The 12,051-nt window shown below is 71.2% G+C and carries 10 protein-coding genes; 6 read left to right on the top strand and 4 right to left on the bottom strand.

What is annotated here, in order from left to right:
• The first annotated feature begins 24 nt into the window (after positions 1-24).
• Positions 25-2,472, top strand: a complete 2,448-nt coding sequence (locus AB0M87_RS13260; protein WP_365852097.1) for a right-handed parallel beta-helix repeat-containing protein — start codon at positions 25-27, stop codon at positions 2,470-2,472.
• On the opposite strand, the gene AB0M87_RS13255 is transcribed toward AB0M87_RS13260, so the two are convergent.
• Positions 2,432-4,822: a hypothetical protein gene (locus AB0M87_RS13255; protein WP_365852095.1), complete on the bottom strand. Its 2,391-nt coding sequence runs from the start codon at positions 4,820-4,822 to the stop codon at positions 2,432-2,434. The genes AB0M87_RS13260 and AB0M87_RS13255 overlap by 41 nt on opposite strands.
• Before the next feature lie 189 nt (positions 4,823-5,011).
• Between AB0M87_RS13255 and AB0M87_RS13250 the strand changes: the two genes are divergently transcribed.
• Positions 5,012-5,836 carry a DeoR/GlpR family DNA-binding transcription regulator gene (locus AB0M87_RS13250; RefSeq protein WP_365852093.1) on the top strand — a complete coding sequence of 275 codons (825 nt, stop codon included), beginning with the start codon at positions 5,012-5,014 and terminating at the stop codon, positions 5,834-5,836.
• 58 nt (positions 5,837-5,894) lie between these two features.
• Here the strand turns inward: AB0M87_RS13250 and AB0M87_RS13245 are convergent, their stop codons facing one another.
• Positions 5,895-7,028: a PLP-dependent cysteine synthase family protein gene (locus tag AB0M87_RS13245; protein ID WP_365852091.1), complete on the bottom strand. Its 1,134-nt coding sequence runs from the start codon at positions 7,026-7,028 to the stop codon at positions 5,895-5,897.
• A gap of 220 nt (positions 7,029-7,248) precedes the next feature.
• Here AB0M87_RS13245 and AB0M87_RS13240 point away from each other — a divergent pair, with 220 nt between their 5' ends.
• Together AB0M87_RS13240 and AB0M87_RS13235 are read left to right on the top strand one after the other, a co-directional pair.
• Positions 7,249-7,557, top strand: a complete 309-nt coding sequence (locus tag AB0M87_RS13240) for a hypothetical protein (protein ID WP_365852089.1) — start codon at positions 7,249-7,251, stop codon at positions 7,555-7,557.
• A gap of 141 nt (positions 7,558-7,698) precedes the next feature.
• Positions 7,699-8,199, top strand: a complete 501-nt coding sequence (locus AB0M87_RS13235; RefSeq protein ID WP_365852087.1) for an ATP-binding protein — start codon at positions 7,699-7,701, stop codon at positions 8,197-8,199.
• A gap of 49 nt (positions 8,200-8,248) precedes the next feature.
• On the opposite strand, the gene AB0M87_RS13230 is transcribed toward AB0M87_RS13235, so the two are convergent.
• Positions 8,249-8,542 carry an SHOCT domain-containing protein gene (locus tag AB0M87_RS13230; protein ID WP_365852085.1) on the bottom strand — a complete coding sequence of 98 codons (294 nt, stop codon included), beginning with the start codon at positions 8,540-8,542 and terminating at the stop codon, positions 8,249-8,251.
• 199 nt (positions 8,543-8,741) lie between these two features.
• Positions 8,742-9,956, bottom strand: coding sequence for an ROK family protein (locus AB0M87_RS13225; protein WP_365852083.1), 1,215 nt, complete (start codon positions 9,954-9,956; stop codon positions 8,742-8,744).
• An 87-nt stretch (positions 9,957-10,043) separates the two neighbouring features.
• Between AB0M87_RS13225 and AB0M87_RS13220 the strand changes: the two genes are divergently transcribed.
• A complete protein-coding gene (locus AB0M87_RS13220) occupies positions 10,044-11,273 on the top strand; it encodes an MFS transporter (protein ID WP_365852081.1) in 1,230 nt (409 codons plus the stop codon).
• A 28-nt stretch (positions 11,274-11,301) separates the two neighbouring features.
• A complete protein-coding gene (locus AB0M87_RS13215; protein WP_365852663.1) occupies positions 11,302-12,048 on the top strand; it encodes a maleylpyruvate isomerase family mycothiol-dependent enzyme in 747 nt (248 codons plus the stop codon).
• The last annotated feature ends 3 nt before the right edge of the window (positions 12,049-12,051 follow it).

The raw sequence follows: 12,051 nt of genomic DNA, 5'->3' as shown, positions 1-12,051 counted from the left end.
ACGAGGTGGGGGCACAACAGCGCCATGGCACAGGGCACGGTCCAGGTGACGTACACCGGCACATCGCGGTGGCGGCGCCGCACAGGCGAGTACGCCTCACTCTCCGCAGCCCTGGAGGCCGCCGGCGACGGCGATGTGCTGACGGTCGCCCCCGGCACCTACCGCGAGAATCTCGTCGTCCGGCACGCCGTCACACTGCGTGGCAGCGAGGGCGCCACCGGGTCGGTTCGGATCGCCCCCGCCGACGGCATCCCGCTCACCGTACGTGCGTCCGCCGTCGTGCAGGATCTGCAGATCGAGGGCCAGGACACGGCGGCACCCGCGCTGCTCGTCGAGGAAGGCACGCCGGAGCTGCTCACGCTGCGGATCGTCACCCGCTCGGCCGTGGGCATCGAGGTGCGCGGGGCGGCCAGGCCGACCATGCGCCGCTGCACCGTCGACAACCCGGCGGGGGTCGGCATCGGGGTACTCGACGGCGCCGGCGGGCTGTTCGAGGACTGCGAAGTGGTCGCGGCCGGTCAGTCCGGCATCGCGGTGCACGGCGGAGCACATCCCCGGCTGGAGCGGTGCCGAGTCCACCACTCCTCCGGCGCGGGTCTCAGCGTCACCGGCGACGGCAGCGGTCTCGAGGCGTTCGGTTGCGAGGTGTACGAGATCAAGGGCGCCGGGGTCCAAATCGCCTCGCGGGGCGCCGCGCACCTCACCGACTGCACCGTGCACCGCACTTCGGCCGACGGGATCACCCTCGACACCGACGCCGTACTCACGCTGTCCGATTGCGATATCCATGACATTCCGGAGAACGCGGTCGATCTGCGGTCCCGTTCGGTGCTGACACTGACCCGGTCGACCGTGCGCCGCTTCGGCCGGAACGGCCTGTCGGTCTGGGACCCGGGGACCCGGGTGGACGCCAACCAGTGCGAGATCCATGACAGTACGGGCGACTACCCGGCTGTCTGGGTCAGCGACGGTGCGACCGTCGTGCTGGACTCGTGCCGGGTGCACGACGTGCCGGACGCCCTCTTCGTACTCGACCGCGGCTCCCGCGCGGACGTCGTCGACAGCGATCTCGTCCAGGTGCGCAACACCGCGGTGTCGGTGAGCGACGGGGCCACCGCGCAGCTCGACGACTGCCGTATCCGGGAGGTCTCCACCGGTGCCTGGTTCCGCGACCACGGCAGCGGCGGCACACTGAGCGGCTGCACGATCGATGCCGCCCAGACCGGAGTCATCGTCACCAAGGGCGCCGATCCGAGGATCGAGCGCTGCACCGTCACCGCGCCCGCCGAGGCCGGCTTCTACGTATCGGCCGAGGGCCGCGGCGCCTTCCACAACTGCCGGGTGACCGGCAGCAGCGGATACGGCTTCCACGTCATAGACGGCTGCCGCACCACCCTGACCCGCTGCCGCACCGAGCGGTGCGCCCGCGGCGGTTACGAGTTCGCCGACGGCGGCGCCGGGCAGGGCGAAGGGCCGACCGGTGGCCCGGTGGTGGAGGACTGCAGCAGTGACGAGAGCGGTGTGCTGACCGAGCCGCGGGAGGTCCCCGTGGTGGCGACGGCGACCCGGACCACCGGACTGCTCGGCGCGGTACCCGAGCAGCACCTCGCGGAGCCGACGGCGCCCGCCGCACCGGCGAAGGCTGCCGCCGGTGAACCCATACGGTCGTCGTCGGATGTGCTCGGCGAACTGGACACCCTGGTCGGGCTGGAGAGCGTCAAGCGGGAGGTCCGGGCCCTCACCGACATGATCGAGATCGGTCGGCGGCGCCGGGCAGCGGGCCTCAAGGCCGCGTCCGCCCGCCGCCATCTGGTGTTCACGGGCTCCCCCGGCACCGGCAAGACCACGGTGGCCCGGCTGTACGGCGAGATCCTGGCCTCGCTCGGCGTGCTGGAGCGTGGGCATCTCGTCGAGGTGTCCCGGGTCGACCTGGTCGGTGAGCACATCGGCTCGACGGCCATCCGCACCCAGGAGGCCTTCGACCGGGCACGCGGCGGCGTGCTGTTCATCGACGAGGCGTACGCGCTCTCCCCCGAGGACTCGGGACGCGACTTCGGCAAGGAAGCCATCGACACGCTGGTGAAGCTGATGGAGGACCACCGGGAGGCGGTGGTGGTGATCGTCGCCGGCTACACCGCGGAGATGGAGCGTTTCCTGGGCGTCAACCCCGGTGTGGCGTCCCGCTTCTCACGGACCATCACCTTCGGTGACTACGCCCCCGACGAGCTGCTGCGCATCGTGGAGCAGCAGGCCGACGAGCACGAGTACCGGCTGGGCGACGGCGCCTCGGAAGCGCTGCTGAAGTACTTCACGGCGCTCCCCAAGGGACCCGGCTTCGGCAACGGCCGCACCGCCCGCCAGACCTTTGAGTCCATGGTGGAACGGCATGCGGGCCGGGTCGCCCAGTTCTCCGAGATGTCCACCGACGATCTCAGTCTGCTCTTTCCGGAGGATCTGCCGGAACTGCCCTGACCTCCGCTGCGCGCCGGCCGTCCACGGTGGTGGGCCGGCCCGGCACGGGCTCGCCCGCCGCGCCGGGCTGGTGCGGCACCGCCACCGCGAGCCGGGCGAGCAGCGCCGCGCGTTCCCCGGTGAAGACCGGGTCGGCCTGGTAGTCGGAGTGCCCCAGAATCGGGGCGGGCAGCGGATGGTCGCGTGTTCTGCCATAGGCGAGCGGATCGAGCAGTGGCCCCCGGTCCACGTCCCCACCCGGCATCACCTCGCCGCCGATGGGATCCGTGGAGCGCCACAGGTTGCGCCAGCAGTGCACTTCCCGGTGCAGGCCATCGAGACACACCGGTCCGAAGTACGCCGGGAACCACCGCCCGTAGAGCCGCTCCAGAGGGGATCCGTAGGTGAGCAGGGCGACCCGGCGGCGGGTACGAGCAGGCAGTTGCCAGACCGCGGCCGCCGCCAGGACGCTCCCCTGGGAGTGCCCGGAGATGACAAGGCGCCCGCCGGTGAGATCGGTCCAGGTGAACATCCGCCAGGTCAGGTCGGGAACGGCGCGCTCGGCGTAGCAGGGCGGCGCGAAGGGATGAGCGGCGCGCGGCCAGAAGGTGCCGACGTCCCAGAGAATGCCGATGGTGCGGCGGGCCGATGCGTCACGGTAGGCGCGCCTGCCGCACGTCACGAAGAGTATGAAGCCGAGGCCGACCAGCCAGGAGCCCAGCGCCTGGACGGACTGGGCCGCCGAGGCGATCAGAGCGGGTGCCGACCGGGCCGCCCGGCCCGGCACCTCCCCGCTCAACCCGGCGCCGGCCACCGCGCCCGCCCCGAGCAGCAGGGTGACCACTGCGATGATCCCGAGGAACCACGGCGCGGCGTCGGTGAGCCGCGCTCGGGCCCGGACGCCGGCGATCTGCCGGGTGCGTACGGTGTCGGGGCTCTCCCCCGGGTAGTCCTGCATGACCTTCTCGGCGATGCGGTTGCGGCTGCGCCGGGTGCGTACCGCACAGACGGCAGCGGGGATCAGCAGGACCAGCAGCAGGACCGGGATCACCGAAGCCTGCCAGCTGAGCAGCACCGGTGGTCCGGGGATGGAGCCGGCACTGCCCATACCCGGCGTGCCGGGCCCGTCGAGCCAGTCGGCCATCCGCTGGGCGACCCCGCCCGTCATCACCCCGGCCAGCGCACAGGCCAGCAGGGCGACGGCCGGTCCGCCGAGACCCCTGAGCACGGCGCCGCCGCCGGGGGCCCGGCGGCGGCGTACCACCGCGACGGCGCCGAGCACGACCACGAGCGCCAGCTGAGCGACGGTGATGACCCCGAACGTGCGGTCGCCGGGGAGTGTGCCGTGGGACGCCCAACCCGGCCTGGACCAGGCGGCGTACCCGGCGGAGAGCACGAGCAGGGCGAGCGAGAGCCCCGGCAGCAGGGTGACGACCGCGCGGTCGAGTTCCTCGTCCAGCCGTGTCTCGGTCCGCCCCCTGCGGCACACCACCCACACCACCACGGCCGCCGCGATCAGCAGGGTCACCTCGAGCAGCCGGCCGAAGGCCTCCAGGAGCGTGCCCGAGGCGCGCCGGTCGAATCCGGCGGCGGCGAGCGTGAGCGCGGCGGCGACGGTGAGGAACCCGGCGGCCGTGTGCGCGGCACGCAGCCGTGCGACGAGCCGGCGTCCGTACCAGAATCCGGGCCGGCCGAGTGCGGGACGGTGGGACGGGTCGACGTCCTCGGCGTGGAACTCCCCGCTCAGCGGCTGCTGCGACTCGTACGCGCTCCAGGTGCGGTTGGAGAGGTACCACAGCAGCGCGGTCAGGGCGGTGGGCGCCAGCGCGGCCACGGCCAGCCGACGGCCGGGCTGGGACCACCAGCCACCGTGGGCGACGGACAGAAAGCCGAGCCAGGACCTGCCCTTCGAGCAGCCCGTCGAGCCCGCGCACTGCCAGGCCGTCAGGTCCAGCGCCACCTCGCAGACAGCGGCCACCAGCAGCACGGTGAGGCTGAGCGCGACGAGCCGCACCAGTAAGCCGTACAGCCGGGCGGACTTGGGCATCCGGTGACTGGCGGGCAGCATCCAGTGGGCGAGGTTGACCACCATGAAGGGGAGCAGCAGCAGCCACAGGGCGCGCGAGCCGTTGCCCGATGTGAGGTTGCACCAGACATAGGCCTCCGGGACCGGCCGGTCCCGGTACCGCTCGGGGTGCTGTGCGGCGTCCACGTCATCGGCGCAGCGGTAGACCGCCGCCGTCTCGTCGCCGCTGACCCGGACCGTACGCGGATCGCCGAGCATCTCCTGCGGGGTGGTCCCGCCGACGCCGTGGACGAGCAGTTCGAGCGCAGGTCCTGCGCTTTCCCGGGCGGACGGGGCTGATGACACTGCGGTGGCTCCCTCTCGTCGAGGTGACGGTCGCGGCGGCTGGCGTCCACCATCCGGTAGGACGGCGGCCCACCCTACGACTCCTCATGAATCTCCCCGCGGAGCAACCCTGGCAACCAGTGGCACATTCGGGAACTGTGCGTGCGAGGATGAGGGATCTGCCGGACAACGGAAGGACCGGGCCTGTCGGTGAGCGAGAATCAGAATCTGCTCGCGGAGCAGCGTCGTGCCCTGATCATCGACGAGGTCCGGCGGCGTGGTGGAGTTCGTGTCAATGAACTCACCCGCAAGCTGAAGGTCTCGGACATGACGGTCCGCCGGGATCTCGACGCGCTGGCGCGTCAGGGCGTCATCGAGAAGGTGCACGGCGGCGCGGTGCCGGTGGTCGAGGCATCGACGCACGAACCGGGGTTCGAGGCCAAGTCGGGCTTGGAGCTGAGCGCCAAGGAGGACATCGCGCGGGCCGCCGCGGCCATGGCCGTACCGGGCAGCGCGATCGCTCTCTCGGGCGGGACCACGACCTTCGCTCTTGCTCATCAGTTGCTCGATGTGCCCGATCTGACCGTCGTCACCAATTCTGTGCGGGTCGCCGATGTGTTCCATTCCGCACAGCAGGTGCTCGGCGGTACGGGACACCGGCCGGGGGCCGCGACCGTGGTGCTGACCGGTGGGGTGCGTACGCCGTCGGACTCGCTGGTGGGGCCGGTCGCCGACCAGGCGATCCGGTCGCTGCACTTCGATGTGCTTTTCCTGGGGGTGCACGGCATATCCGCCGAGGCCGGCCTGTCCACGCCGAACCTCGCGGAGGCCGAGACCAACCGCCGTTTCGTCCAGTCGGCGCGGCGGGTGGTCGTGGTGGCCGACCACACCAAGTGGGGCACGGTCGGGCTGAGTTCCTTCGCGACGCTGGAGGACGTGGACACCTTCGTCACCGATGCCGGATTGTCCGCCGGGGCGCGCGAAGAGATCACCGAGTCGCTGCCCGGCCTGGTGGTGGCGGGCGAGACGGATTGAGGGGAGATCCGCTCAGCATGGCCGTGCGGCTCACTCCCGTGGCCCACCGGCCGCAGCCTCACTGCGTCCAGCGGCCGGTGGTCAGGAGCTGCTCGATGGCCGCGGCGTACGGAGCGATGTCGAGACCCTGCTCCTCGAGCCAACTGTCCGAGTAGTACTTGTCGAGATAGCGGTCGCCCGGGTCGCAGAGCAGCGTCACCACGCTGCCCGTCCGCCCCTCGGCCACCATCTCGGCGATGATCTTCAGCGCTCCCCACAGTCCGGTACCGGTCGAACCGCCCGCCTTGCGGCCGATGGCCCGGTCCAGCGCGCGGACCGCGGCGACGCTGGCCGCGTCCGGGACCTTCATCATCCGGTCGATGGCGCCGGGCACGAAGCTCGGCTCCATACGGGGCCTGCCGATCCCCTCGATCCGCGACCCGCAGTCACTGGTCGCCAGGGGATCGCCCCGGGTCCAGCCGTCGAAGAAGCACGAGTTCTCCGGGTCGGGGACACAGATCCGGGTGTCGTACTGCATGTAGTGCACATAGCGGGCGATCGTCGCCGAGGTGCCGCCGGTTCCGGCGGTGGCGACGATCCAGGCGGGCTCCGGATACCGCTCCAGCCGCAGCTGCTGGTAGATGGACTCGGCGATGTTGTTGTTGCCTCGCCAGTCGGTGGCGCGCTCCGCGTAGGTGAACTGGTCGACGTAGTGACCGCCGGTGACGTCGGCGAGGGAGGCCGCCTCCTCGTACAGCCGCCGGGAGTCGTCCACGAAATGGCACTGCCCGCCATGGAACTCGATCAGACGGCACTTCTCCCGGCTGGTGGTGCGCGGCATCACCGTGATGAACGGGATACCGATGAGCTTGGCGAAGTACGCCTCGGAGACGGCGGTGGAGCCACTGGAAGCCTCGATCACCGGCTTGCCGGGCCGGATCCAGCCGTTGCACAGTCCGTAGAGGAAAAGCGAACGGGCCAGCCGGTGTTTGAGGCTGCCTGTCGGGTGCGTCGATTCGTCCTTGAGGTAGAGATCGATGCCCCACCCCTCGGGAAGCGGGAAGCGCAGCAGATGGGTGTCGGCCGAACGGTTGGCGTCGGCCTGCACCTTGCGGACGGCCTCTTTCAGCCAGGCCCGGTACTCCGGATCACTGCGATCGATGTCCGCCGTTGCCGCGGCCACGGCGTCCGGTCCCTTTTCGGCTGTGCTCACGCGTGTCTCTCCTCGCCCGGTCAACTCTGCTCGCCACACGCCACAATATTCCCCTCACCAGCACAAACGATGACTTGGACGCTCCATAGGACATGCTTGGGCGATAACGGCTCGAACCAGCACATGCCAATGCGGCCGGGCGGCCTTTGCGTACTGGTGCATGGCGCTTCACCCCGTCAGACTGCCTGGAGAGACCCATCCGAAGGGGGCAGGAAGAGTCATGGCAGAAGCAGAATTCACCGCGACGGGTGTACGGATCGAACGGTGGCCCCGCTCGCTCACCCGGGCCGGCCAAGTGTTGATCAAGGACGGCCGACTGGCCCTGCTCACCAGCAACGGCCGTGAGATCGACAGCGCGCCGCTCGGCGCCGTCAGCGCCGCGAAGCCATGGTTCGCCGGGGTCGGCCGCATGGTCGCGACCGTGAACGGCACCCGCTACCGGCTGACCATGGGACAGCGGAACGTGCGGCTGGACAGCGCGAAAGCGGTGGGCCGATTCATGGAGGCGGTACGCGGAGCGCGGCACTGAGGAGACCGCGAGTTGCGGAGCCGCACCCCCTGGGCGACCCTGGACACACATCACTAAGGGTTTACCGGCGGTCACGCTGAGAACAACCCCCCCGCCGGGCCACTTCGTCTTCTTCCGGACCTCATTCGGGGAGTCGCAGCCGTGATCACCCAGCCAGCCAGGCATTGCGCAGTGGAGCTCCAGGCTCTGCCCTCGCGCATAGGACAAGTCCGTAGAATCGTGTCGGCCCAATTGCGTTACTGGCATCTCGACCCGCTCATCGACCAAGCCGCCCTCGGCGTCACCGAGTTGCTCACCAACGTCCACCGCCATGCCGAGCCGGACAAACTGTGCACCGTCGAGATGGATCTGCTGCTCGACCGGCTGACGGTATCGGTCCGCGATCACGATCCCCGGATTCCTACGGTGAGTACGGCGGACCAGCTCGCCACCTGCGGGCGTGGGCTCTCGATGATCGCCGCGGTCAGCGAGAGCTGGGGCATTCGCCCGCAGGGCGACGCCGGGAAGGTCGTCTGGTTCACCCTGCCGGCCTCGGCCTCCGGCACCCTCGCGGCCGTGGAGACGCTCTACGGGGCGACGACGCCCGGCCCGTTCGCCGTGGCCCCTGCCGCCGCTGCCGCCCAGTCGGCTCTGGTGAGCTGACCGGGCGGCCGGCGGCCGTCGCCCCGCCCCGCCGGGAGCGTGGCGCTGGTCATGCCGCGCCGCCCTTGGACGCCGGGCCGAACTGCTCGTCCAGGACCGACAACCGGCGCCAGTACTCGTCCTCGTCGATCTCACCGGTGGCGAAACGGCGGCCGAGGATCGCGATGGGCGACTGCTCACCGTGCCCGGCCCCTACCCGCGCCGGCCCCTGCCACGGCCCGCTGCGGCCACGCCCCACGGTGCGGCGCACCAGGGTGACGACGGTGAAGACGACCGCCGCCCAGAAGAGCGGGAAGAGCAGGATCCACGGGCCCGGGCCGCCGGAAAAAGCCAGGGTGTTCATATCGGTTCATCTCCTCGCTGGGGATGGCTCCTTACTGATGTCGAGCCTCCCCCCGCGAGGGGGCCCTGGTCGTCGTCCGGCCGGCGGCTCCTCGGGTACCACCGCGGGAGTACATGACGGGCCGGGACTGCTGCCCCGGGCACTGCTCCCGACGGGACTGCTTTCTCCTGAACTCACGCCGCAGGTGGACCGGCCGGCGTCAGCCCACCAGGGACAGGGGGTCGTCGAGTACCGGCTGCCAGGCCAACTCGGCCGCACCTACCAGGCTGTTGTGGTCCAGCGTGCAGGGCAGGATGGGCACGCCGCCGCTGCGTCCCCACAGACTCCGGTCGGCGACGACGGCGCGCAGCCGCTCCGGATCGGCGTCCAGCAGCGCACGGTGCAGTCCGCCGAGGATGATCCGGTCGGGGTTGAGGATGTTCACCAGCCCGGCGAGGCCCAGGCCGAGCCGGTCGACGATCTCCTGGGCGGCGATCCGTACCCCCGGGTCGTCGTACTCCGTACGGAGGATGTCACGGGACTGCTGGAGCAGCGAGACCTCGGGGCCCGGGGTACGCCCGGCGGCCGTGAGGAAGGCGAGCGGGTCGGTCTCGACGTCCAGGCAGCCGCGGCTGCCGCAGTAGCACGGCCGGCCCTCGGGGTTGACGGTGAGATGGCCGACCTCCAAGGCGAGGCCCGAACTTCCGGTGTGCAGGCGGCCGTCGAGCACCAGGGCGCCTCCCACACCGCGGTGCCCGGTGGCCACGCAGAGCAGATGCTGCGCGCCGCGGCCCGCTCCGTGACGATGTTCGGCCAGGGCCGCCAGGTTCACGTCGTTGCCGGTGAAGACCGGGCCCAGGATGCCCGCCGCGCGGACCCGGTCGGCGAAGATGTCGCGGACCGGAGCACCTGCGGGCCAGGCGAGATGCAGTGGATTGAGTGCGGTGCCCTCCGGTTCGGCCACCGCAGACGGAACGGCCAGCCCCGCCCCGACGCAGCGCAGACCGGTGTCGCGCAGCAGCGCGGCACCCTCGTCGACCACGGCCCCGAGCACTTGCGCCGGATCGGCGGAGACCGTGACACAGCCGGGCGAGGTCGCCACCGCCCGGCCACCGAGCCCGATCAGCGCGGCCCGGAAACCATCCGCGTGCACCTGGGCCGCGAGCACGACGGGTCCCTGGTCGTTGACCGAGAGCCGATGCGACGGGCGTCCCTGAGATCCGGCCGCAGCTCCCGGGCGGGAGTCGACCTGGATCAGCCCGAGCGCTTCCAGTTCGGCGGCGACGGCGCCAGCGGTGGCGCGGGTGACGCCCAACTCGGCCGTGAGCACCGCACGGGTGGGCGCGCGCCCGGTGTGGACCAGTTCCAGCGCCGGCCCCAGGGCGCTGCGGCCACGCTCCAGCTTGGTCCGGTTCGTCGTCACCTTGCCGTTCATGACGGCGAGTCTCCCATGATCCTGAGCGGGCGAAGACGATCCGGTAGCGCCCTTGTCGGCGCATCCTGCCACCCCTATCCTTCTTTTGTGCCGAACCTAAACAAACGACGGGCGGCAGTGTCCGGGGGCCCGAGGGCTGACGGCGCCCCTCCTTCCCTGCTCCGCCTGCGCATCGCCATCACCGTGTTCTTCGCCCTGGACGGCTTTCTCTTCGCGGGCTGGGTGGTCCGTATCCCCGCCGTCAAGCAGCAGACCGGCGCATCGGCGAGCGCACTGGGTCTGGCGCTGCTCGGAGTTTCCGCCGGGGCCGTGATCACCATGGTGCTCACCGGCAGGCTGTGCAGGAGGTTCGGCAATCATCCGGTCACCGTGGCCTGCGGGGTGCTGCTCTCGCTGAGCATCGCCCTGCCGGCGCAGACCCACTCGGCACTCGCCCTCGGTCTGGTCCTGCTGGTTTTCGGCGCCGGCTACGGCGGGGTCAACGTCGCGATGAACAGCGCGGCGGTCGATCTGGTGACGGCACTGCGCCGGCCGGTGATGCCGAGCTTCCACGCCGCCTTCAGCCTGGGCGGCATGGTGGGAGCCGGTGCCGGCGGACTGGTGGCGGACCGTGTTTCGGCCGCGGCGCATCTGACGGGGCTGACAGTCATCGGACTGGTGGTCACCGCGGTGGCCGGCCGCGAACTGCTGCGCCACCGGCCGCCGTCCGGCGCCGTCCCGTCCCGTGGGGCTGTCAGGACGCCCGGATCGAAGCGGCTGAGCCCCCGGAGTCGCCGACTGATGCTGGTCTTCGGGCTGATCGCTCTCTGTACGACCTACGGGGAGGGCGCCATGGCCGACTGGAGCGCCCTGCATCTGAAGCAGGACCTGCATGCGCAGCCGGGCGTAGCTGCCGCCGCGTACTCCGTCTTCGCGCTGGCGATGACCATCGGCCGGCTCACCGGCACCGCACTGCTGGAGCGCCTCGGCCAGACCCGCACCCTGGTGGCCGGCGCGGCGCTCGCGGCCGCCGGGATGCTGCTCGGTGCGCTGGCCACGAACACCTGGTCCGCGCTGCTCGGTTTCGCGGTGGCCGGTCTCGGGCTGGCCAACAGCTTCCCGGTGGCGGTCGCCAGGGCCGGCGCGCTGGCCGGGCCGAACGGCGTCGCCACGGCCTCCACGCTGGGTTACGGCGGGATGCTGCTGGGCCCGCCGGTCATCGGCATTCTCGCGGACCGGCTCTCGCTGCCCGTCGCGCTCACCACGGTGGCGCTGCTCGCCGCGACGGCCGCCCTCATCGGCTGTGCCACCCGTCATGCGTCCTCATCGGCAGGATGAAGGCCCTGGCACAATCGAGCCCATGGTGATGAAGACGGCCGAACTGATCAAGTCCCTGGAAGCGAACGGGCGGTTGCTCGCCCGAGCGGCCGCGGAGGCCGGTCCGGACGCCGAGGTACCCACCTGTCCCGGCTGGCGAGTGCGCGATCTGCTGCGTCACACCGGCATGGTGCACCGCTGGGCGACGGCATTCGTGGTGGAGGGGTACACCACGTTTCACCCCGACGGCGGCGAGCCGGACCTCGACGGCGACGCGCTCGTCGACTGGTTCGGGGAAGGGCACGCCTCGCTGGTCGGCGCGCTGATAGCGGCGCCGGCCGACCTGACGTGCTGGACCTTCGTCCCCGTGCCGTCACCCCTGGACTTCTGGGCGCGGCGCCAGGCACACGAGACCGCAGTGCACCGGCTGGACGCGGAATCCGCCCTGCCGGAGCGGGAGCCCGGCACGGTGGACCCCGAGTTCGCGGTGGACGGCATCGACGAGCTGCTTCGCATGTTCCACACGCGGCCCAAGAGCCGGGTGCGGACGAACGAACCGAAGACCCTGCGGGTGCGGGCCACGGACACCGGAGACGTGTGGACGGCCCGGCTGTCCGCCGAGCCGATGCGGACGGACCGTACGGACATCGGGAGCGCCGACTGTGAGGTGAGCGGGAGCGCCGGGCTGCTCTACTCGACGCTGTGGAACCGGCGGCCGCTCTCCTCGGTGTCCGTGGCGGGCGACGGCACCCTCGCCCGGCTCTGGCGGGACAATTCCGGAATCACCTGGTCCTAGACC

Source organism: Streptomyces sp. NPDC051320, from assembly GCF_040682175.1.
In the GTDB taxonomy this organism is placed as follows: Bacteria; Actinomycetota; Actinomycetes; order Streptomycetales; family Streptomycetaceae; genus Streptomyces.
This window is presented reverse-complemented; position numbering and strand designations above follow the sequence as displayed.

Coding starts and splice junctions, on each gene's coding strand:
- AB0M87_RS13215 (WP_365852663.1), top strand. CDS start 11,302: ATGAAGACGGCCGAACTGATCAAGTCCCTGGAAGCGAACGGGCGGTTG.
- AB0M87_RS13230 (WP_365852085.1), bottom strand. CDS start 8,542: ATGAACACCCTGGCTTTTTCCGGCGGCCCGGGCCCGTGGATCCTGCTC.
- AB0M87_RS13240 (WP_365852089.1), top strand. CDS start 7,249: ATGGCAGAAGCAGAATTCACCGCGACGGGTGTACGGATCGAACGGTGG.
- AB0M87_RS13225 (WP_365852083.1), bottom strand. CDS start 9,956: ATGAACGGCAAGGTGACGACGAACCGGACCAAGCTGGAGCGTGGCCGC.
- AB0M87_RS13260 (WP_365852097.1), top strand. CDS start 25: ATGGCACAGGGCACGGTCCAGGTGACGTACACCGGCACATCGCGGTGG.